The organism is Halobacillus sp. AWM4_238, from assembly GCF_056158265.1.
In genome coordinates this window covers 669,356-691,064 of record NZ_JBSWSY010000002.1, presented here as the reverse complement: position 1 = coordinate 691,064, position 21,709 = coordinate 669,356, and the positions used below count along the sequence as shown (strand labels likewise).

Here is a 21,709-nt window from a genome sequence, read left to right as displayed (position 1 = left end):
GGCGAGCCTATGCGCAAACTAAAGCTCACGCAAGGTTTTTTCAACGAGATCGACTCCTACTGAAAGAGCTTCTTCCTTCGGTTTCAGGGTCGATTGATGAAGACCAGCTTCAGAATCGACCCCCAGCCAGAACATGAATCCTGGAATCTCTTTTACCATATAGCCGAAATCTTCACCGGTCATGGCCATTTTCGCTTCCTGATAGTGATAGTCCGTCTCATTCACCAACTTTTCAAAACGCTTCACCTGTTCACCATCGTTGAACACCTGATGATAATTGGCGCCATAATCGATGTGGATGGCACAATCGTTGGCGATTTCAAAACCGCGGGCCACCTTCTCAATTTCCCCTTTGACCTTTCCCATCGCTTCTGGGGATAACGTACGGATGGTACCTTCTAAGCGGGCGGCCTGAGCAATAATGTTCTGGACTGTTCCCGCTTCAATTTTTCCGATGGTTATGACCGCGCTGTCTAATGGATCGACTCTACGTGCAACGATTTGCTGCAAATGGGAAACGAAAGAACTGGCCGTGACGACCATATCATGGGTCAAATGTGGAAAGGCAGCATGCCCTCCGATGCCTTTAAAATCGATGAAAAGTTCGCTCGTGTTGGCGAACAATAATCCCGGTTTTGAAGATACCGTACCTACCGGGAGTTCTGGTGCGACGTGCAATGCGAAAATCACATCCGGCCGATGCTTTTCCATCGCTTCCGATTGCAACATCGGTTCTGCCCCACCCGGCCCCTCTTCTGCCGGTTGAAAAATGAAAACGACGTCATCTTCAGCAGGATTTTGGGAAAGGCGCGTCAAAGCACCAAGCGCGATTGTCATATGAAAGTCATGACCGCACGCATGCATGCGACCTTCATGTGTAGACTGAAAAGCATACCCCGTCTCTTCCGTCAGAGGAAGTCCGTCGATATCCGCCCGGTAGCCGATGGTCTTTTGACCGACCGTCCCTTTCACCCGGACAAGGATCCCTGTTCTCCACGTTTCCACACTTACGGCTTCTTGAGGCAGTTTGTTTATATAATCCAATAAGTACTGCTGCGTCTTATACTCCTTGAAGCCAAGTTCGGGGATTTGATGCAGCTCTCTTCTAATGGTTGATAGTGGTCCTTGTTCCATGAGATGAATCCCTCCCTATACGAAAGGCCCTGCTCTAAGGAGCAAGGCCCTTTCTTTATGGAATGAAGCTTAAAACGAAAAAATTAGTTATCTAATTTACGAAGCTCCTGCATAATTTCTGTCTTGGACTTCGTCTGGTCGTCGATTTCTTTGATCACTCTCGCAGGGGTGCCTGCGACCAGTGTGTTTGCTGGTACATCTTCGGTTACAATCGCACCGGCAGCAACGACTGCGCCTTCACCAACGGTTACGCCTTCAAGAACAACAGCGTTCGCACCGATAACGACTCCATCTTCGATGACGACAGGTTTTGCAGAAGGTGGCTCGATGACACCTGCAAGGACTGCGCCCGCTCCGATGTGGCAGTTCTTTCCGACTGTTGCACGGCCTCCGAGTACTACATTCATATCGATCATCGTTCCTTCACCGACGACAGAACCAATGTTGATCATTGCACCAAGCATGATGACTGCTCCGTCTCCAATTTCGACTTGATCACGGATGACTGCGCCCGGCTCAATGCGTGCATTGACTTTTTTCAAATCCAGCAAAGGAATCGCTGAATTACGACGATCGTTCTCTAGCACGTAATCTTCGATGTCGTTTTCATATTTTTCTAGAATTGGCTGAATGACTTTCCATTCTCCGAAAATTACACCGGAATTTCCTGTGATGAAATCTTGTACCTGTTCACCAAATTCGATGTTTTCCAAATTTTCACCTTTCAAGTAAACCTTGACCGGTGTTGACTTTTCACTATTTGATATAAATGAAATGATTTCATTGGCGTCCATTTGTTTCATAAGAAATTCCTCCTTTATGTATCTTTCCTCCTTTACTTTATCAAAGGGACCCTGACCTTTTCAATCTTCTTTTTTTGGAATTCTGAGAATTAGTAGAAAACTAAGGACAGCGAGTACGAGTAATCCCATGTAAACGAGGTGCAGTCCTGACGTCAGTCCATCCTGTAAAACGAGGAGCGCTTCCTCACTCAATTGTTCTCTCGTTTCCTGTCTCAATAGCGAATTCGCAGAGTCGACACTGAAAGAATCCGGCAGACTCGAGTTCTCAATGGCGCTTGCTACCTGGCTGTTCAAGATTCCTCCAAGCAAGGCAGCTCCAATGGCGCTCCCAATCGTACGCATGAACATATTGGTTGCTGTCGCTATGCCCCGCTTTTGCCAATCGACACTGTTTTGAATCGATACAATAAAGGATGTGGACGATAATCCCATGCCGATCCCGATGAATAAGGATCCCATCGCTGCAAACCAGGGTCCTTTCTCAGGACTCAGCAGCGAGAAGATGATCCCGCCGATGATAAGCGAAACGCCGCCAAGAATCGATGTCGGACGAAAACCAATTTTCAAAATCAGCCGTCCCGCAGCCGTTGCTGCAATCGGCCAGCCGATCGACATGGTCGTAAGCGTGAACCCCGCAACCGTCGCCGATTGCTCCATCACTCCTTGGACGAAGGCCGGTAAATAGCTGCTTACTCCGATGAGGATCATGCCGGTCGTAAGCGAAGTCAAATTCGCGTAACGGATCGAGCGAATGTGCCACAAATCCATCGGCATCATCGGATCTTCCGTTTTTCTCTCATGAAAGAAAAACGCAAGGGCTCCGGTGAGAGCGACGACGATCATGGAAGTCATCGTCCACGACATCCATTCGATCCCTGTCCCGCCTTCTACCAGGATAATCATTAATGTGCTGACCGTGACGACAACCCACATCGAGCCTGCAACATCGACACTCCTCTTTTCTTTCGAGACTTCCTCTTTAAAAAAGAAGAGGATACCCAAAAGGGCGAGCAGACCGAGGGGAACATTCATCCAGAAGACATACGGCCAGGAGAGAAGGTCCACAAAGAAACCTCCGAGCGCCGGTCCTGTTACTGCTGAAATCCCCCAGACACTTGATAAATACCCTTGAATTTTCGCCCGCTCTTCTTTTGTATAAATATCACCGACAATCGTTGTCGCAATCGGCATCAGCGCACCAGCTCCGAGTCCCTGCACGAGCCTTGCCCCGATCAGAACATTCATCGATGGTGCGAGAGCACAAAGAACAGCTCCTAACAGGAACAAACTGATGCCGAGCATAAAGATCGGTTTTCGGCCAAAAACATCCGCTAATCGGCCGAAAAGCAGGACGGTCGCTGCATTTGTCAAGAGATAGGCAGAAAACACCCAGCTGTATAAGCTGAACCCGCCTAGATCCGCTACGATACTCGGCATTGCTGTAGAAACGATGGTCGCTTCGATGGCTGCTAGGAACATCGCAAGCATAATCGAGGCGAGCACAAGTCCTCGTTTTTGATTGTCTTTCTTCATATGTAGATTCACCTTCAATACAAAAATAGATGACATCTTAGATGCCATCCATTCTATCATAATCAGTTATTCATTTGCTTCTATCATCGTATGTTTAAACGTTTCATGATAATGCTTGCTGAATTGTTTGAGGATGGTCCGACGTGTCACAATCCCGTCGAATTCCCCTTGTGGATTCGTCACGCAGACAAAAGGATAATCAATCAGCTTGTGCATCGCATCAATCATCGTATCACTAAGTTGCAGGCAAGGGACTTCATCATCCATCACTTCACTGACCGTCATTTCAGACAGCCGGTTCAATTCAAATTGTTCAATGCCCAACGTTTCTTCTAAAATTTTCGTTTTGCTGATAACTCCTTGAAATTTAAAGGTAGGATCCAGTACAGGTACAGCGGAATACCCAGACTTCACTAATACCAAAAGCGCATGCTCGAGCGGGTTACCAATTTGTACGTGGGCTACTTTCTCAGCTGGAATCATTAATTCTGAAACGAGTGGGATCCTCAATGTTTCTTTTTCTATACTTATCATGTTCTTAATTCACTCCTCTTTTTCTTGAACATTGAAGGAGCAGAAAGAGACGCTCTTAAGACCATTACATATTCTAACACAATTTCCACCTAAGCACGAACGCAATATCCGACATTTCTCTCTCTTGCTTGCTTCCGACTACCTAGTACCCCAACATCTGTTCTATTCAAACCTGTTTAAGTGTCCGGTCTTTATAAAAAAAAGAATGACGCGTATAATGAAGACAGTTCATTTACATGGGAGATGAAAAAATTTGCTCACACACACTTTTACGAAGCGTGAAGAAATCGCCAATGCCATCACTCATGGCATCGGTGCGATCTTAAGCCTCGCGATGCTCGTCCTGCTCATTGTCTTTGCAAGTATCGGCGGCAACGCCTGGCATATTACGAGTGTGACGATCTACGGGGTTACGATGCTCATCTTATACGTATCCTCGACACTCGTGCACAGTTTTCCACCCGGACGTGCAAAAGACCTGTTCGAGATCTTCGACCATTCCGCCATCTACCTTTTCATTGCCGGAACGTACACACCGATCCTGCTCGTTCCATTACGAAGCACGCTCGGATGGACGTTGTTTGGCATCGTCTGGGGAATGGCTGTTCTTGGAATTGTATTCAAAGTGTTTTTCGTTAAAAGATTCGTCGTCATGTCCACCGTTTTCTATGTATTGATGGGCTGGTTGATCGTCCTTGCGTGGGGTCCATTGACAGCGGAAGTCCCTGCTGCAGGCATCACCTATCTCGTCGTCGGAGGCGTCATGTATTCAATTGGATCGATCTTCTACGTCTGGCGCAGCTTCAAATACCACCATATGGTCTGGCATTTGTTCGTGCTCGGTGGTTCGATCCTCCACTTTTTCTCAATATTCTTCTATATCATTGGTTGATCCAAGACTCGCAGGTTGCATCTGCGAGTCTTTTTCTATCGTACAGGTCGCTATGTCTGTACAACTTCAAGAATAAAAGAACTCCAATGACTTCTCATTGGAGTTCCTTCCTTACGAAACCGTTTCCCCTTTTTCTACGACCTTTTCCCAATTCTCTCCTCCGTCTTCAGATACAAAGGCTGAACCATTAAAGGTGTAAAGCGCCATTCGTCCCTCGACTTGGGAAAAATACATGACGGCGTCTTCTTTTAATTCAGGGAGTGGAACATCCGATGTTCCAGATTCATCAATGAAATAAGATGTCATCTGTGCTTCTCCATCGTAAAGACCGTAAAAGAGTTCGTCTTCCTTGAAATAAAGGCCTCCCCCTTGTCCAGGTTCAGAAATCCTTTTAAAGCTTTCTCCCCCATTCTCGCTTAAAAAAACTCCTGAATCTGTAGCTGTAGCTACCGCGTCTCCATCTGTGGGATGGACTACCATTTGAAAAACTCCGCCCTCAAGCCCCTCAGCTTGAATAGACTCCCAAGTCGTTCCAAGGTCTGGACTTCTATAGAATCCCTGTTCCAATTCTGAATTCGGCTGTTCATTAAACACATAAACAGACTCATTGGCAAATCCTGCCCCCATGACGTGAAAATCACTTTCTCCATAAAAAGCTAGCGAATCTAAACTCTCTTCGGAAACCTTTCCTTTTTGAAGGCCGAGCGGATTTTGTAGATCACTGGAAGGGATGGGATGACCGGAAGAAAGAAATCCGTCCTCCCTTACCTGAAACCCCATATAATCATGAGGGTGGTAAACCGCTTCCTTCCACTGCCCATCCTGGTAGATCTTAATTCCTGTGTGGGCGGCGAAAGCAAACCCATCCTCCGTATGACCGAGGCCGTGGACATGCCCGAGATTTCCCTCAAAGGATTGTAAGTATTCTTGATTCTCTATTTTCTCTTCCGTGTTTTCCTGAGGGTCTGCCGCCTCCTCTTCAACTTCTTGACTGCAAGCAGCTAGAAAAACAGATGCTAAAAGAAGACTTAACGTTGTTTTTTTAACGTTTCCCATATTCTTTCACCCCTTTATAAAAATACCCCCAGGCAGTTTCTTACCTGGGGATTTGTCACCGTTACACAACGTCGTAGCCTTGGTCTTCGACGGCTTCTTCCATTTCCACTCTATGGGTGCTTTCATCATGAGAAATGTTTACGTTCCCTGTATCCAGGTCTACGTTCACTTCGCTCACACCATTGATTTCTTTCAATGCACCTTCAACAGCACTTTTACAATGCCCACACGTCATTCCTTCTACTTTCAATGTTGTTTCCATCTTCATTCTCCTTTCCATGTGATTCTTTTAGATTTTAAATCCTGGCCCGCTTCAACCGCAGTGAATTTGTAACGACACTGACAGAGCTGAAGGCCATGGCCGCACCAGCTACCCACGGGGCGAGAAGTCCAAGGGCAGCAACCGGGATCCCGGCAGAGTTATAGGCGAGGGCCCAGAATAGGTTTTGACGGATGTTACTCATCGTTTTCCTACTCAAGCGGATGGCCTGGCTCAAGTGAGCGAGGTCTCCTCCCACAAGAGTGATATCGGCTGTTTCGATGGCAACATCTGAACCGGTCCCGATCGCAATTCCGATATCGGCAGTAGCCAGTGATGGCGCATCATTAATGCCGTCCCCGACCATGGCAACTTTTTCACCCTGCTTTTGCAGTTCTTTTACTTTTTCAGCCTTCTGTTCGGGAAGGACTTCTGCAAAAACTCCATCGATACCGACTTGTTTGGCTATCGCATCCGCTGTCCGTTGGTTATCACCTGTGACCATATAAACGGTAAGACCGATCGCTTTCAAGTCTGAAATGGCTCGCTTGGATGTTTCTTTCACGGTATCTGCGACCGCGATAAAGCCTTTCAGTTCTCCTTCTACGGCAATGAACATCGCGGTTTTTCCTTGTTGTTCAAGGGCAGCCAAAGACTCTTCATGGACTTCATAGTCGGTGTTTTCGCGCTGCATCAATTTTCTAGTTCCGATACAGACACGTTCGCCGTCCACTACGGCTTTGATTCCATGGCCGGGAATCGCTTCAAACTCTTCAGCAGCTGGTTTCATAGCACCCTTTCCCTCACCGTATTGGACCATCGCCTCTGCAAGTGGATGTTCGGAGGATTTTTCTGCAGAAACGAGGAGAGCGAGCAGGGCTTCTTCGTCATCAAAGGCTACAAAGTCCGTCACTTCCGGCTTTCCTTTTGTTACCGTACCAGTTTTATCTAAGAGAATCGTTGTCAGTCGGTGGGTGCCTTCCAAATATTCACCGCCCTTAAATAAGATGCCCTGCTCCGCGCCTTTTCCTGTACCGACCATGATCGAAGTTGGGGTAGCTAGGCCAAGGGCACATGGACAAGCGATGACAAGCACAGCAATCGCAGCTTCCAAGGCAGGAGGCCATTCTCCAGGTGAGACGATGAGGAACCATACAAGGAACGTCAATACAGCAATTCCGACTACAATCGGAACAAATATTCCGGAAATCTGATCCGCCGTTCTTTGGATCGGCGCTTTCGACCCTTGCGCTTCTTCCACGATTTTGACGATACCGGATAGAGCTGTATCTTTCCCTACCTTTTCTGCTTTCATTGTAATCGTTCCGTTTTTGTTGATCGTAGAACCGATGACAGGTTCGCCTGATTGTTTATCAACAGGGATCGATTCGCCTGTAATCATCGATTCATCGACAGAAGTAACTCCGTTTATAACTACCCCGTCGACAGGGATCTTCCCCCCTGGTTTGACGAGCAGTTCGTCCCCGACCTGAACATCATCAACAGGAACTTTCTCTTCTTTTCCATCTCGGATGATGGTCGCCTCTTTTGCCTGTAGGTTCAACATTTTCGTCAGTGCCGCTGTCGTCCGTCCTTTAGCGAGCGCTTCAAATAGTTTCCCTACAAGGATGAGGGTAATCAGGACGGCACTTGTTTCAAAATATAACTCTGGCGTGTGCTCCGGATTCATCTGCCACCGGATAGCTTCAACCAAACTATAAAAATATGCCGCTGATGTTCCAAGAGCTACAAGAACATCCATGTTGGCACTTCTATTCGAAAGCGCCCGGTAGGCTCCTTTATAAAACTGTGCCCCGATGTAAAATTGAACAGGGGTTGCGAGTAAAAATTGAAACCATGGATTCATCAACCACATAGGTACAGGAAGTCCGATGTCCCAAGGTAAATGGCCGACCATTGTATAGAGCAAAGGGAGTGATAACACAGCTGAAATCCAAAGTTTCCGCTTCTTCTCTTTGATTTCTTCTTCTTTTTGTTCTTTCTGTTCTTCCCGGTTTTGTTTCGTAACCGCCTGATAACCGAGTTTCTCTACCTTACCGATAATATCTTCGACTGTCAGTGAGTTCGGGTCGTATTCAACAACACCCGCTTCTGTCGCTAAATTGATGTTTGCCTCGCTCACGCCACTCGTTTTGGACAGCACCTTTTGTATTCTTGATGAACACGCCGAACAGGTCATGCCTTGTATATCAAGCTCCACCCGCTCCTTTTGTACACCATAACCAAGTTTTTCAATCCGTGCCTGGATGTCCTCCGGCTCAACTTGTGACTCATCATAATGGACACTCGCTTTTTCCATCGCCAGATTCACGTTTGCTTCAACCCCATCCATCTTGTTAAGCACTTTTTCAATTCTCGTGGAGCAGGCAGAGCACGTCATCCCAGTGATTCCTACATTCATCTGTTTTTTATCTGCCATTCTTATGCCCCCTTATTTAGAAAACTGTTGAACGACTTTCATTAACTCATCGATCGCTTCATCACCATTCCCTTTTTGAATGGCGTCTTTGACGCAATGATGCGTATGCCTCTCCAACAAGTTGTATCCGACTTTATTCAAAGCATTGTTGATGGCTGATATTTGTACGAGGATATCTACACAGTAACGATCGTCCTCCACCATTTTCTGAATGCCGCGCACCTGGCCCTCAATTCGTTTCAATCGGTTCAATACCGCAAGTTTTTCATCTACAGTCCTAGGTTTGACCGGTTGTTTGCCACTATCTTCAGGAAGATGATTTTCTGACATCCCCACCGCCTCCTTTTTTATTATTATATACCCGGTATAGGTATAGGAGTCAATCAATTCACGTTATTAATAAAAAGAATTTTCCTTGTTTATTTTTTTACTACCTTGGGGTATAGAAATTGAAACCCAAAAATACAGAGGTGATTGTTTTGTTGTCTACCATTTCTGTGATCGCTCTTTCGATTGGTCTTTTATCTTCTCTTATTATTACCATTGATATCTTGAGACACCCGCAAATGATGAAGATCATGAATGTTGTATGGCCGATCAATGGATGGTTTATGGGGCCTTTCGCGTTATGGACCTATTTCAAGTGGGGACGTTTGAAGAGTAAGGACAATGATAAAGAGGATCATCGCGGGAGACCTGCGAAAGTCTTTGTTTCCACGAGCCACTGTTCAGCCGGGTGCACCCTTGGTGATGCTGTCGGTGTACCGATCGTTGCTTTGACAGGCATGATGATTGCTGGGTCCACCCTCTTCGCCCACTACACCGTTGAATTCATCTTGGCTTACTTATTCGGTATCCTTTTCCAGTATTATGCGATTTACCCGATGAATAAAGATCTTGGCAAAAAGGGAGCGGTCTGGGCCGCCATTAAGGCCGATTCTCTCTCATTGATTGCATTCGAGGTCGGAATGTTCGGATGGATGGCCATCGTTCATTTCTTCCTGTTCCAAGAGCCACCGAAGCCGAACGAGGCTACGTATTGGTTCATGATGCAGATTGCGATGATCCTCGGTTTCCTTACTAGTTATCCTGCAAACTGGGTATTAGTGAGGAAAGGCATTAAAGAAGAAATGTAAGAAATGAAAAACGCAAGAAAGTCCGAACATTAATGCTCGGACTTTCTTGCGTTTTCTTTTAAAAGGCTTAAGTAGAAAGTAAAACAACACGGCACATCAATCATAGTAAGGGTTGATTAACCTAACTCTAAAACTTCGACACCTTTTTTCTAGAAGCTATTAAATTCTTCGATTTGTAGATCTGCAAAGTATAGACCTATGATATACCACAGGGTGACAAAGATAATGATCCATACCTCTTTCCATACCTCTGCCCGAATTTCCCCAAATGACAACTTTCTCTGTTCAGTGCCTTCGACGGGTGTAAAAGGAATCCGAAGCAGTAAACTCATCAAAAATAAAAAGGTGTTTTTAAAGCCTTTACGGGGAGACAACATCGCTATTTTGTAAAAGACATAGAATAGTAAAAAGGTAACTGAAAATAAATAAACCATCGTAGCAATGAACGAGTAAAATTCGACTTGAGCTACATCTTTCGCTTCCGGAAACATCATGAACACAACTTTCTGAGGTAATCTCCACCTTCAATCTATAGTGCCATTTTAACAAAGAGGGACTTTGATCATAAAAAGTAATTTTATCCATACCATTGATAGTTTTTATTCTTATTTTTTTATCTCTAACATATCAATCGTGCCATTCCCTCCACGATGGTGCCCCACCCCTCAAACCAGTATATTCCATGGAATTTTATGTTTTCCTCCATCGTATGTTATACGAGAAGGGGGAGATTGTGATAAGTCAGCGAGTCGATATTCACAGTTATGGAGACTTGAGTTATCCGAAAGATATGCTTTCCATCGTAAAGAATGGACTGCCGGTTCTTGATGGTCCACCTAAAAAAATCATCATCGTCGGAGCCGGCATGGCTGGATTGGTTTCTGCTTCCCTATTAAAACAAGCGGGACATTCAGTAACAATAATCGAAGGCAGCGACCGGGTCGGTGGAAGAGTCTACACACTAAGAAAACCATTCTCAGAAGGGCAGTATCTGGATGTAGGCGCTATGCGGTTCCCGAATATTCATCAACTGACCTTCGCATACATTGACAAATTCAACTTACCCACCAACGAATTCAATAACGTGAACGATCTTTATTTCGTCAATGGAGTGCAAAGCACCTCGATTACGTACAACCAGGACCCAACGGTTTTGAAATTCCCATTAAAACCGGACGAAGAAGGAAAAACAGCAAAAGAGTTGCTCTCTATGGCGGTTCAACCCTACTTAGATCTATATCAGAACGCCTCACCAAAAGAACAGGAACGTTTAAGAGAAAAATTCGACCGCTATTCTTTTGAAGGATTCCTAAGATTTAACCCTCTAGGGGTTTCCTTATCCGAAGGGGCGATCAGGAAAGTCAAAGTTTTGATTGGTATTGAAGGCTTTCCGGAACTATCGTTTGTAGACATCCTGCTCGATATTGTCCGTACCGTTTTCAACCCAGACCTCCAGTTTTATGAAATTGCAGGCGGGAATGATTTGTTGCCGAAAGCTTTTATGCCCGAGTTAGGCTCCCAAATCATATACAAAAGAAAAGTGCAGCAGATCTTCCAGGAAGATGATGGAATCAGAGTGGTGGCCATTAATCGGAACACGTATAAATACGAAAGTTATGAAGGGGATTATGTCATCGTCACTGTCCCTTATTCCGTCCTGCAGTTCATCGATATCATTCCCTACGATTCTTTTTCCTTTGAAAAGTGGAAAGCCATCAAAGAGTTAACGTATGTGTCATCCGTAAAGATTGGACTTGAATTCAAGTCAAGGTTTTGGGAAGAGTTGGAGATTGGAAATGTCTTAACCGACATCCCTTTGAGGTATACTTACTCGCCCAATCCCGGTCGGCAAGTGATGCTTGGAAGTTATAGTTGGGGGGCGAATGCGAATTTATGGAACAGCTTGCCTGAGCGGGAAAGAATCAACGAAGCACTCTATGGATTATCAAAAGTGTACGGAAAGAGAATATACGAGGAATTCACGAAAGGAGCTTCATATAGTTGGAGTCAAAATGAATTTTCTGCCGGATGTTTCACTTTATTCGCACCAAACCAAGCGACCGACTTTTCAGATCGTCTCTATTTACCAGAGGGGCGCGTACATTTCGCAGGGGAGCACACCTCTACGTTCCATGGATGGGTCGAAGGCGCAATTCAATCTGCTATTCGAGCGGCAAATGAAGTGAACGAGCGGTGAAAGAAATTGGGTCTCATGAACGGGGGTTCCTGCGGTCAGCCAAACCTGTGGTGGGCTTTATGCAGGAACCACGTTCAATAACACCAAAAAGCCCGAAGACCAAGGGATGATGGTGAATCCCTATCGTAAAAATTTATCATGCGAATCAATCATATCCGGGTGAAGGCCGGTACTTGTCTGCGCATCCTTTTGCATCGATTGATTACAAGATTTGCACACATAGGACGCCATTGGATCCCTACTAATTTTCATATATTGAGAGTCCGAACGATCTAACTGATATACCTTTTTACAAAAGAAGCATTTCTTTTCCATTCGTCCTCTCCCCTTTTAAAAAGGAAATTTATTCAGCCATTGACCCCCATCCAGTGTAACGACTTCCCCGTTCATATAAGCCCCTTCTTCTGAGAGGATGAACTTCGCGAGGCCAGCGATTTCTTCTGGTTTCCCTAACCGTCCTAAAGGAACAGAAGCCAGTGTACGCTGAGCAGCTTTCTCGGATTGAAAGAGTTTTTCCGCGCCACCCGTCCGTTCAATTGGTCCTGGAGCAATGGCATTGGCACGAATGCCATATTTCGTCCCCCATTCCACAGCGAGCGTCCGCGTCATCGTAAGTACCCCTGATTTTGCAGAAGCGGAATGAATCACGCCTGCGCCAGCATTCCAGGCATATGTCGCAACAATGTTTAAGATCGACCCTTTGATCTCATTTTCAATCCAATACTTCCCTACAGCCTGGCTGCAATAAAACGTTCCATTCAAAACGATATTGATGACAGAATTCCACCCATTTGGAGACAACTCCTCAGCAGGTGCAATGAAATTACCAGCGGCATTATTGACAAGATGATCGATTCGACCAAAAGCTTCTACGGTCTCTGTCACCATCCGTTGTGTATCCTCCACTTCCCTCACGTCCATTTGAATCGTTAGAACATGATCTTCTTTCCCTGCGGCGATCTTTTTCTTCGCCTCTTCCAGCCGCTCTACATTCCGACCGGTGATCGCGACCCTGGCCCCTTCTTGTACAAACCTTTCAGCCATGTGCAACCCCATTCCACTCGAACCACCTGTAACGATGACGACTTGATTCTCCATATGTAAAAAACCTCCTCTTTTTGACTACTGTTGTTATTCAACAAACACAAACTGAATACCTGTTCATTTTTGAAATAAAGTATAAAAATTCGACGTAATCTTTCCTTCACCCATGTTATAATGGCTGAAGAATTCAGAGGAGAGACGTCATGAACATAACCAGAAGAACCTTCATCAAACGTACATTAGCAGGCGCGGCCGCTTTGATCGGCCTCAATGCTTTTGGCTATTCGTATGCGCGTTACATGGAACCGAATATGCTCGCCATCCGCCGCCATGAGATCGAACACGGGAAAATCCCCCCGCATTTTCATAATTTCAAAGTCCTCCAGTTTTCTGACACACACGTTGGCTTTCACTATGAATTGGATGACCTGGAGCGTCTCGTTGAAAAAATCAATGACGAGAAAGCAGACCTTATTTTGTTTACAGGAGACCTCGTGGACGAGCCACACACCTACTCTTTCCCTCCACGGCTCATCCAAATTCTGAAGAGCGTGGAAGCGGCTCAAGGGAAATATTGGATCTATGGAAATCATGACCATGGCGGTTATGGAACAGAGAAGATTCGGGACGTCATGGATCAAAGCGGCTTTCAACTCTTACAAAATGAACATACGCTCATCAAAAATGGTTCCGCCTCCCTAGCCCTTGCTGGAGTTGATGACATCATGCTCGGTCAACCTGATTTAGAGCGAACACTTGATGGGATCCCTTCGGAAGTGTTTACCTTATTGATGGTTCATGAACCGGACGTAGCGCTCGAATACCAGCATTATCCTGTGGATGTCCAATTGTCCGGACACAGCCATGGTGGACAAGTGCAAGTACCTTTCTTCGGTTACCTTGTCACCCCGCCTTTCGCTGAACATTTCGTGGAGGGACACTATCCCTTAGTGAACGGGTTCAACCTTTACGTAAGCCGCGGAATTGGTACGACCAGACTGCCCTACCGATTTTTGTGCCGTCCTGAAATTTCGGTATTCCAATTAAAGTCCAATCATTAAACTCTTACATCTTTGTGACAGATTGAAAACACAACTGTCCTTTTCCCTTTAAAGTGGTAAACTAAAGACAATTTAGAAAGTTGGAGGACCTTATGAAATTAAGATTTTGGATCAGCATCATTGTTCTTATCTCGATCACGGCTGCTTGCAGTTCCAGTGACGTCGGAGAATTATCAGCCGTGAATCAGCACGGAAAAGAAGTATCCATGCCCAAAGCATATGCCGGAGATTACTGGGTTGCGGATTTCATCTTCACCAACTGTGAAACCGTCTGCCCACCGATGACAGGGAATATGTCCAGATTACAGGCTCAATTAGAGCAGGAAGATATAGACGTGCAGCTCGTCTCGGTCAGTGTAGACCCGGAAAATGACACTCAAGAAGAACTGCTGGCTTTTGCGGAAAACTATCAGCCGAATTATAAGAATTGGGACTTCCTTACCGGGTATTCTTATCAGGAAGTGAAAGAATGGTCCATCAAATCCTTCCAATCCCCGGTAAAAAAAATGGAAGATTCCAATCAGGTCGCCCATGGAACGAGTTTTTTCCTTGTCGATCCTGATGGAAACATTGCAAAATCATACAGCGGAACAAAAGCGGAATCTGTTGCAAAAATCGTCGAAGATCTAAAAAAATATAAAAATGAATCCTAATAATGTAAAATGTTGTAAATAAACAAAAAGAGAGCTATACTTGGATGGAAAGGAGATCATAGATGAAAGACAATCACATATCCAACCGCGAATTGGCCGAATCCCTATTTATCGTCAACCGACATGCCAAAACAGCACCCGAACCGAGACATCTCTACGACATTAAGAAGCAAACGATTGACAAACTCCTAAATGAAAACCGCGCCAAAAAGGTCGGACTCCATTTCTCCGACCATCCGAAATTCAGCCAGCAGCACTCGACCCTCCTCATCGAAGTAGGTGGTTACTATTTCCACGTTCCAGCAACGAAAAAAGACTTCCAAGAACTGGAACATTTAGGGAAAGTCGATCAGTCCTACCGGAACCCAAAACCAAAATTATCACTGTCGAGAGCCAAACGTACGCTTTATCATTTTTTGAATTGGAAGCAGCCAAAAAAACCAGCCTACTCCTTCCAAGCCACATCACAACCAACCATGCTCGGCCAACCGACAGGCACCCCGTGGAACCAGCGTAGAAGAAAGCGTACGTAAACCCCTTTACAGGTTTCATTTCTGAATAAATAAGGAATGGACATGTAGAGGAGGATGATACAATGCCTGTAAGTGAAGTGGAAGACTTTCTATATCATTTGAAAAAGTATATGGAATACACAACAGAAATGCGTGCTTCTTATGAACACCTTTCAGATCATCATAAGAAAATCATCGTAGATGCATCCCCGACAAATGCTGGTCCTGAAACGTTGTCAAAACATGCGTATGACTGGCATGACGAATTGTTCGAACGTTTAAAGCAGGAATAAAAAAATCCGCCACGGAGCGGATTTTTTTATTCCTGCTTTTTTTCCATCATGATAGATCTAAATTATCTCACGTTTGTGAAGACTCCGTTTCGAGACTTTAGTTGAGTATATGGGGCTGCAGGGAATAGCTCGCTTTCCGCGGGAGCGCGGTGAGCCTCCTCGGACTGCGTCCTGTGGGGTCTCACCCTGCACTTTTTTCCCTCTTCGATATCCGGTTTCGGCGCCTAGCGGCTAGTGAGACTTCCCTCGCTTCTGTACGATAAGTCAACATCGAATCACTACGTTCTTCGTGTTTCCTTTATCTCCGCCAGCTCAGTCCAGTCCATACGCCGCTAACCAAGGCGCCTGCACACTTAAAATAGGAGTCTCGCCACTCCCCCACTGGAAAGCGAGTGGCTTCCCAACCACCCCTTTTGCTCAACTAAGGAACGAACCTCGGAAAGTCTCGAAATCGTGTCTTCCACAATCCTTCCATTATAAAAACAGGAAAAGAAGCCCTTTTTTAGAGGATGTGATGATCGATGATTTTTACGAGCTCTACGATTTCTGGTTTGGATACTTGGGCATCGGCTCCGACGATTTCCCCCTTGTGGCGAAGATCATCTGTGATTAATGAGGAGAAGATAACCACTGGGAGTTTGCTAAATTCGTTATGTTCCTTCAACAAACGAGTGAAGTGATGACCATCCATTCGTGGCATTTCAATATCCGTAATGATCAACTGATATTCTTCTTCTGCTAATTTCCCTTCCTCCACCAAATGTTCCAGATGTTCATACGCCTCTTTTCCGTCTTCGAAAGTCACTGTGTTTTCATAACCTGCTTCACTTAACGTTTCCTGAAGCATGGCGCGGAGCATACCAGAATCTTCAGCAATTAGAATCTTCTTTTGTGAACGTTCTCTTTGCCCAAGCTCACGCAACTGCTCAGCGTTAATGCTGGATTCAGGGTTGATATCTGCGACCACTTTTTCGAAATCAAGCAGCAACAGCATGTCCTCATCCATCTTGATCACACCCGTAATCTGCGTTTCCAGCCCCTGGTACATCTTGTTTGGTTTTTCTATCTGTTCCCAAGAGATCCGATGAATTTGGGTGACGGTGTGTACGTGGAACACAATTTTCGTCTTATTAAATTCGGCCAGAATAAATTTATCCTGCTTCGGGTTTTCGGATGGAGAAAATCCGAGGGCATGGGCTACATCAACGACAGGGACGACTTCCCCGCGGATTTCGATGATCCCTTCCACGGATGAATGAGAATGAGGAATTTTTGTTACCGGGTGAGGGTTCAAAATTTCTTTTACCTTTATAACATTAATGCCGAATCGGTTCGTTCCGATTCCGAATTCGACGATTTCCAATTCGTTTGTTCCACTTTCGAGTAATATGCCTTGATCCTGCTTCATGAAGCATCGTCCTTCCTTTGATAGAATCCACTCTTTATATCGTCTATGAAAGGCCAAATGTAAAGCTATTGTCCAGCTAATAGCTGATAAATTCCACTAAAGGTTCATTTGTTGAAGAACTAGTTTCGGTATGTAGTGTGGTGGATAAGGTGGTTGGGAAAACGACTCGCTTTCCCAACCACCTTACGTTCGTTAAAAGCCCGAAACTACCTTAAAGTGCTGAGAGGTTTCAAAATGAATACTATGAAACCAGGACTAGAACACATTCATCCTAAATAATTGCTATGTCCTCAGAAAAAGGATTTCAATAAGTTATTATAGTCAGGCGTTCGTGGAGTTGGAGTAACTCTACCTTAGGTTTGCAGTCGCCTTGGTAAGCGACGCATGAACTGTACTTAGCTGAAGGAGATATAAAAGGACACACAAAGAACAGAGCGCGCTTAATCGAAAAGAGAGTCATTGCCCGATCCTCGATCTACGCATACATCAAGAATTCTGCCGTACGTATGAATAACTAAAATAAAAAAAGAGCGGATTTCCGCTCTTTTTAGTCGTTTCTTATGATGAGATAAACGATCAGCCCGACAATCGGGAAGAATAAGGTGCCGATAAGGACGACAAGGCTGTAGGCGGTACTTCTGCTTTTGCGGACAGAATCGCGGTACGCCCATACACTCGTAAGAATATTTAAAACGATCAACCCGATCCCGAAGATCAGGACTATGAGAAATAAGATGCCGATTTCCATGGTGTTCCTCCTCTAATTTCTATGCTGACTTATTCTACGATCAAAAATTAGAGAAGGTTTCAAATCAGGCTGCTTTTCTTTTGCTTCTTTTCGATAAGCGTGTGTAAAGCTTCCGCACCCATCCTGCGGTTACATATACCAACCCGAAACTACTGATGGCGAGAAGGCAGACCGACCAATAGGACGCAGGCAGGGTTGAGTTCGTATCAGACATGGCGTAACGATCGACCAGTTGAAGGAACACCAGGGCTAGAAGAGTGCTTGTCACATAGCTTGATAGGGTCTTCCAGTGATTCAGCATCATCCATTCAATGACAGGTTTGACGACCCACATGAGAGAAAGCATGAATAAAAAGACGAGGGAAAATTGAACATATTCCGGCTCCAGACCAAAAACATCCAATAGATCTTGATCCAGCCAGCTGATTGTCTCATCCAGAAACGATGGATCGAACCATTCCGTTATATTCATCTTCTACCGCTCCTTGTTCTTTTTTTACCATTATGAACAAGGAGAGAAAGGAATAAACTTCACACTTCTAAAAGCTCCGGGTGTTTGTTTTTCAGCCACTTCAGCCCTTCCCGGTAGCTCAATGGCCGGACTTCCTCGCGCTTTAGATAATCAATGACCTTATAGGCGTCCGTTTTGCTATACTCTCGAAGCGCCCATCCGATCGCTTTTTCAATGAAGAATTCTCTTTCGTGCTTGAGCTTATCAATCGTTTCAAAAAGCAGAGGAGCATCCGTTTTGTCTTTGTATTTCAACTGATGGAGGACACTCGACCGTCGGACCCATAAGTGATCAGATTCTCGCCATTTTTCCGTATAAGGGCGTAGTTTGTCCTGATACCGAAGGAAGTAACCCCCGCACAGATTGGAAGCGATCATATCGACCGTGTCCCACCACGGTTTCGTCATAAGCAACTGTTTGTATGTATCAATGCTGTGTTCCGGGGCGTTCTTGACCCCTTTTTCAAGAATAGCGAGAGCTGCATAGTGACATTCTCTTTCCGGTTTTTCAAACAGCAACACCGCTGCTTCCAGGCGTTCCTCGTGTGTGATCGTTTGATATTCTTTCAGCAATGGTGCGAGGATCTTTTTCCGCTCAGGGGCTTTGATTCCGAAAAAAGGATAGTGATTTTTCATGTAATTCTCCATAGGGATCCGCTGTTCTTCATTTCTATGTTCTTCCAGGGCAGCGGTCACATGTTCACAGATCTCTTCTGAATGGTTCATCCATACTCCTCCGTTTCTTTGAAAAGGCGAATTCCGATGATCAAACAAAGGATCGAGGCACACCGTATAATGGCGGCCGTCCCTAGTTGAAAGGTCATCGCAGCTAGAGCCATAGATTGTGGTTTTTCTTCATAGGACAGGCTGGTCAGAGATTCATTCGCCTACGACCGATGCTGTGGATAAGATTAAGTGAGCCATCACATATCCATAAAGGCGCTTGTCCCTCTTCCTTTTCATGAGTAAAAGAATGATAGCACAAGCCGAGAAAGTAACAGTGGCAAGACCGATCAGCATCTTCCCTGTCTCCTGTTCAAGCCACACCGTTACCCTCCACTTACTTGTAAAAATCGTTGGAGATTAGTCGCATGTGCTTCCGCTTCTTCGTATCCTTGAGAATACAGGTCGTGCAGACGACTACGATTTCTTTCGATTCGACTTACCTTCAATGGTTTTAAAGGACGGATGACGAATGCCTCTCCGTTTCGTTCTGCTTCCTTCACTTTCTCCAACTGCTGATTGTAACGAGCGTGCCTTTCCAGTAAGGCTTTCGCGAAAAGTGGGAACTGCTTGTACTTTCGGTTAAAGTACCAGCCGCCTTTCATCCTGCTTTTGATGTATCCATCGTTGCGTGTGAGCACGACGACATGCTTTTTGTTCCCATGCTGTTTGGATGCTTGCATTGGAATCGGGTCGGCAATCCCTCCATCCATCAACTCCCGTCCATCATACTGAATACTTGGAGCGACCATCGGTAGTGAGCTCGAGGCACGTATGATTTTCAAAAGACTCTCCCTGTCCGGAAAGCGGTCGTAAAAGACCGGTTCGCCTGTATTCATATCCGTCGTTCCAACAACGAAACGTGTTTTTTGTTGAAGGAATGTGTCGTAATCGAACGGAACGAGCTGGTTCGGCAGTTTATCAAATATGAAATCCATTCCAAACAACTGACGTTTCGTTATCATCCGTTTGTACGATATGTATTCTGGATGATCCCCATACTCAACGATCACTTCGTAGTTCCTTCCGCGTTGTCTGGCGACATAAGAGCTGCCATTACATGCGCCTGCAGATGCTCCAACTACGTAAGGGATGTGAATGCCTTCATCAAGGAAAAAATCGAGCACGCCCGCTGTGTATGCGCCTCTCATCCCTCCGCCTTCAAGAACTAAGCCAACATCATTCATAGGATTGACACACCTTCCTTTTCCCATTTGCTACCTCTCCCTATATTTTGCCATGTTCCATCAGAAAAGTAAAAAAGCAACCGCTTCTATGCGGTTGCTTTGTGGTGTGATATCATCAGTTTACATAAGCATCGGAATCGTTTTTTCTTGCATGTTTTTCATCTATTTGACGTTCGATTTTTTCGATTGCTTCCTGGTCGTTCAACAGTTGTCGTTTGTTACGATCAACTAAGTCTTCAAAGGAAATTCGTTTTTGGTTTCTCATTATACAACTCCTTTCATAGGCTTATTTTAAATTATAGCAAAATTCAACATATTCCGCGCAACAATTGTTTGAACATTTTGTTAACTTTATGTAAAAGAAGGAGATGACCCATTGGAACACTTCATCAACCCAAATGTGAAACAAATTGAAATATCAGGAATCCGACGTTTTTTCAACATGGTCAGCCACTATGAAGATGTGGTTTCTTTGACGATTGGACAACCGGATTTTCCTACACCTCACAATGTGAAAGAGGCTGGAATTCAGGCGATCAAAGATAATCAAACGAGTTATACTCATAATGCTGGTATGCTGCCGCTTAGAAAGGCAATCCAGCAGCATGTGAACGATTCATACGGACTGGATTATAAAGCAGAAGATGAAATCATCGTTACCATTGGTGCTTCCCAGGCGCTTGATATTACGCTACGCACCATTATTCAGCCAGGCGATGAAGTGCTGCTGCCGGGTCCGGTCTATCCGGGATACGAACCGCTGATCCGCTTAGCCGGCGGTACCCCTGTCTTTATCGATACGAGCCGTGACGGATTCAAATTGACCGGAGATCAAATTGAAAAGCAAGTCAATCCTAAGACGAAGGCCGTCATTTTACCGTATCCATCCAACCCTACAGGTGTCTCTTTGACAGAAGAAGAGCTTCGGGATATTGCGGATGTGATCAAGAAGCATCAACTCTTTCTATTAGCGGATGAAATTTACAGTGAACTTGTTTACGATCGTCCCCACACATCGATCGCCAGCTTCCCTGATGTTCGTGACCAAGTGATCGTGATTAACGGGGTGTCCAAATCCCACAGTATGACTGGCTGGAGAATCGGATACTTGCTTGCCCCTTCCTGGCTGACTCGTCATTTGTTGAAAGTTCATCAGTACAACGTCTCTTGTGCACCTTCGATCAGCCAACACGCAGCGCTTGAAGCGTTGGCTAACGGAAAAAAAGAAGCCGAAACGATGCGTGATGCTTATATGGAAAGAAGGTCATTCGTCGTCAAACGCTTAAAGGAAATAGGAATTCCATTCGCTGAACCTGATGGAGCCTTTTATGTTTTCCTTAAACTTCCATTGAATGGGAAGACGACATTCGAACGTACGGTGCAGTTGGTTGAGGAAGCAGGAGTCGCCCTTGTTCCTGGGGACGCCTTTTCTGAATATGGAGAAGGATATATGCGCCTTTCCTATGCCTACAGCATGGAGACGCTGGAAATCGGTCTTAAGCGCCTTGAACACTTCATCGGAACAGAGGTTTCTGATTAAAAAACAAACGCACACACAAAAATCGGTAAATTCTTCTCATGAAAAA

General features: G+C 45.2%; 26 protein-coding genes. 8 read left to right on the top strand and 18 right to left on the bottom strand.

Going from position 1 to position 21,709, the window contains the following annotated elements; translation table 11 throughout:
- Window positions 1-18 precede the first annotated feature (18 nt).
- The 4 genes from ACXACN_RS03615 to cbpB form a co-directional block, all read right to left on the bottom strand.
- Window positions 19-1,134, bottom strand: a complete 1,116-nt coding sequence (locus ACXACN_RS03615) for an N-acetyldiaminopimelate deacetylase (RefSeq protein WP_474962398.1) — start codon at window positions 1,132-1,134, stop codon at window positions 19-21.
- A gap of 83 nt (window positions 1,135-1,217) precedes the next feature.
- Window positions 1,218-1,937, bottom strand: a complete 720-nt coding sequence (gene dapD, locus ACXACN_RS03610; RefSeq protein ID WP_474962396.1) for a 2,3,4,5-tetrahydropyridine-2,6-dicarboxylate N-acetyltransferase — start codon at window positions 1,935-1,937, stop codon at window positions 1,218-1,220.
- Window positions 1,938-1,997: 60 nt separating this feature from the next.
- Window positions 1,998-3,470: an MDR family MFS transporter gene (locus ACXACN_RS03605; RefSeq protein WP_474962395.1), complete on the bottom strand. Its 1,473-nt coding sequence runs from the start codon at window positions 3,468-3,470 to the stop codon at window positions 1,998-2,000.
- A 66-nt stretch (window positions 3,471-3,536) separates the two neighbouring features.
- Window positions 3,537-4,004 carry a cyclic-di-AMP-binding protein CbpB gene (cbpB, locus tag ACXACN_RS03600; protein WP_474962393.1) on the bottom strand — a complete coding sequence of 156 codons (468 nt, stop codon included), beginning with the start codon at window positions 4,002-4,004 and terminating at the stop codon, window positions 3,537-3,539.
- 253 nt (window positions 4,005-4,257) lie between these two features.
- On the opposite strand from cbpB, the gene trhA reads away from it, so the two are divergent.
- Window positions 4,258-4,896, top strand: coding sequence for a PAQR family membrane homeostasis protein TrhA (gene trhA / locus ACXACN_RS03595; RefSeq protein WP_474962391.1), 639 nt, complete (start codon window positions 4,258-4,260; stop codon window positions 4,894-4,896).
- 111 nt (window positions 4,897-5,007) lie between these two features.
- On the opposite strand, the gene ACXACN_RS03590 is transcribed toward trhA, so the two are convergent.
- The 4 genes from ACXACN_RS03590 to ACXACN_RS03575 all read right to left on the bottom strand — a co-directional run bounded on the left by ACXACN_RS03590 (window position 5,008) and on the right by ACXACN_RS03575 (window position 8,981).
- Window positions 5,008-5,952, bottom strand: a complete 945-nt coding sequence (locus ACXACN_RS03590; protein WP_474962390.1) for a F510_1955 family glycosylhydrolase — start codon at window positions 5,950-5,952, stop codon at window positions 5,008-5,010.
- 61 nt (window positions 5,953-6,013) lie between these two features.
- Window positions 6,014-6,214 (bottom strand): copper chaperone CopZ, encoded by a 201-nt coding sequence (gene copZ / locus ACXACN_RS03585; protein WP_474962388.1) that lies wholly within the window; start codon window positions 6,212-6,214, stop codon window positions 6,014-6,016.
- A 34-nt stretch (window positions 6,215-6,248) separates the two neighbouring features.
- The gene (locus ACXACN_RS03580) at window positions 6,249-8,651 is read right to left on the bottom strand and encodes a heavy metal translocating P-type ATPase (protein WP_474962387.1); all 2,403 of its coding nucleotides are present in this window, start codon (window positions 8,649-8,651) and stop codon (window positions 6,249-6,251) included.
- A 12-nt stretch (window positions 8,652-8,663) separates the two neighbouring features.
- A complete protein-coding gene (locus ACXACN_RS03575) occupies window positions 8,664-8,981 on the bottom strand; it encodes a metal-sensing transcriptional repressor (protein WP_474962386.1) in 318 nt (105 codons plus the stop codon).
- 119 nt (window positions 8,982-9,100) lie between these two features.
- Here ACXACN_RS03575 and ACXACN_RS03570 point away from each other — a divergent pair, with 119 nt between their 5' ends.
- Window positions 9,101-9,787: a DUF4396 domain-containing protein gene (locus ACXACN_RS03570; RefSeq protein ID WP_474962384.1), complete on the top strand. Its 687-nt coding sequence runs from the start codon at window positions 9,101-9,103 to the stop codon at window positions 9,785-9,787.
- A 149-nt stretch (window positions 9,788-9,936) separates the two neighbouring features.
- Here the strand turns inward: ACXACN_RS03570 and ACXACN_RS03565 are convergent, their stop codons facing one another.
- Complete coding sequence (locus ACXACN_RS03565; RefSeq protein WP_474962383.1) at window positions 9,937-10,281, bottom strand: hypothetical protein; 345 nt, start codon at window positions 10,279-10,281, stop codon at window positions 9,937-9,939.
- Between the two features lie 239 nt (window positions 10,282-10,520).
- Between ACXACN_RS03565 and ACXACN_RS03560 the strand changes: the two genes are divergently transcribed.
- Complete coding sequence (locus tag ACXACN_RS03560; RefSeq protein ID WP_474962382.1) at window positions 10,521-11,984, top strand: flavin monoamine oxidase family protein; 1,464 nt, start codon at window positions 10,521-10,523, stop codon at window positions 11,982-11,984.
- Window positions 11,985-12,104: 120 nt separating this feature from the next.
- Here the strand turns inward: ACXACN_RS03560 and ACXACN_RS03555 are convergent, their stop codons facing one another.
- Together ACXACN_RS03555 and fadH are read right to left on the bottom strand one after the other, a co-directional pair.
- On the bottom strand, window positions 12,105-12,299 hold the full coding sequence (locus tag ACXACN_RS03555; RefSeq protein ID WP_474962381.1) for a DUF2197 domain-containing protein: 195 nt from the start codon (window positions 12,297-12,299) through the stop codon (window positions 12,105-12,107).
- 15 nt (window positions 12,300-12,314) lie between these two features.
- Window positions 12,315-13,082 (bottom strand): 2,4-dienoyl-CoA reductase, encoded by a 768-nt coding sequence (gene fadH / locus ACXACN_RS03550; protein ID WP_474962379.1) that lies wholly within the window; start codon window positions 13,080-13,082, stop codon window positions 12,315-12,317.
- Between the two features lie 149 nt (window positions 13,083-13,231).
- Between fadH and ACXACN_RS03545 the strand changes: the two genes are divergently transcribed.
- The 4 genes from ACXACN_RS03545 to ACXACN_RS03530 all read left to right on the top strand — a co-directional run bounded on the left by ACXACN_RS03545 (window position 13,232) and on the right by ACXACN_RS03530 (window position 15,547).
- Window positions 13,232-14,089 carry a metallophosphoesterase gene (locus tag ACXACN_RS03545; RefSeq protein ID WP_474962378.1) on the top strand — a complete coding sequence of 286 codons (858 nt, stop codon included), beginning with the start codon at window positions 13,232-13,234 and terminating at the stop codon, window positions 14,087-14,089.
- 92 nt (window positions 14,090-14,181) lie between these two features.
- Entirely contained in the window at window positions 14,182-14,742 is a 561-nt protein-coding gene (locus ACXACN_RS03540) for an SCO family protein (RefSeq protein WP_474962377.1), read from the top strand.
- Window positions 14,743-14,804: 62 nt separating this feature from the next.
- Complete coding sequence (locus ACXACN_RS03535) at window positions 14,805-15,275, top strand: YkyB family protein (RefSeq protein WP_474962375.1); 471 nt, start codon at window positions 14,805-14,807, stop codon at window positions 15,273-15,275.
- A gap of 62 nt (window positions 15,276-15,337) precedes the next feature.
- Window positions 15,338-15,547: a hypothetical protein gene (locus ACXACN_RS03530; protein ID WP_474962374.1), complete on the top strand. Its 210-nt coding sequence runs from the start codon at window positions 15,338-15,340 to the stop codon at window positions 15,545-15,547.
- Between the two features lie 502 nt (window positions 15,548-16,049).
- Here the strand turns inward: ACXACN_RS03530 and ACXACN_RS03525 are convergent.
- The 7 genes from ACXACN_RS03525 to ACXACN_RS03495 all read right to left on the bottom strand — a co-directional run bounded on the left by ACXACN_RS03525 (window position 16,050) and on the right by ACXACN_RS03495 (window position 20,388).
- Window positions 16,050-16,955, bottom strand: a complete 906-nt coding sequence (locus ACXACN_RS03525; RefSeq protein WP_474962373.1) for a chemotaxis protein — start codon at window positions 16,953-16,955, stop codon at window positions 16,050-16,052.
- A 547-nt stretch (window positions 16,956-17,502) separates the two neighbouring features.
- The gene (locus ACXACN_RS03520) at window positions 17,503-17,703 is read right to left on the bottom strand and encodes a PLDc N-terminal domain-containing protein (protein ID WP_474962371.1); all 201 of its coding nucleotides are present in this window, start codon (window positions 17,701-17,703) and stop codon (window positions 17,503-17,505) included.
- Between the two features lie 64 nt (window positions 17,704-17,767).
- Window positions 17,768-18,175 carry a hypothetical protein gene (locus ACXACN_RS03515; RefSeq protein ID WP_474962369.1) on the bottom strand — a complete coding sequence of 136 codons (408 nt, stop codon included), beginning with the start codon at window positions 18,173-18,175 and terminating at the stop codon, window positions 17,768-17,770.
- Window positions 18,176-18,234: 59 nt separating this feature from the next.
- On the bottom strand, window positions 18,235-18,939 hold the full coding sequence (locus ACXACN_RS03510; RefSeq protein WP_474962367.1) for a DNA alkylation repair protein: 705 nt from the start codon (window positions 18,937-18,939) through the stop codon (window positions 18,235-18,237).
- A 153-nt stretch (window positions 18,940-19,092) separates the two neighbouring features.
- The gene (locus tag ACXACN_RS03505; protein ID WP_474962366.1) at window positions 19,093-19,260 is read right to left on the bottom strand and encodes a hypothetical protein; all 168 of its coding nucleotides are present in this window, start codon (window positions 19,258-19,260) and stop codon (window positions 19,093-19,095) included.
- A 2-nt stretch (window positions 19,261-19,262) separates the two neighbouring features.
- The gene (locus ACXACN_RS03500; protein ID WP_474962364.1) at window positions 19,263-20,123 is read right to left on the bottom strand and encodes a patatin-like phospholipase family protein; all 861 of its coding nucleotides are present in this window, start codon (window positions 20,121-20,123) and stop codon (window positions 19,263-19,265) included.
- Window positions 20,124-20,238: 115 nt separating this feature from the next.
- Entirely contained in the window at window positions 20,239-20,388 is a 150-nt protein-coding gene (locus ACXACN_RS03495; RefSeq protein WP_474962362.1) for an FbpB family small basic protein, read from the bottom strand.
- A gap of 111 nt (window positions 20,389-20,499) precedes the next feature.
- Here ACXACN_RS03495 and ACXACN_RS03490 point away from each other — a divergent pair, with 111 nt between their 5' ends.
- A complete protein-coding gene (locus ACXACN_RS03490; RefSeq protein ID WP_474962360.1) occupies window positions 20,500-21,663 on the top strand; it encodes an aminotransferase A in 1,164 nt (387 codons plus the stop codon).
- Window positions 21,664-21,709: the final 46 nt, after the last annotated feature.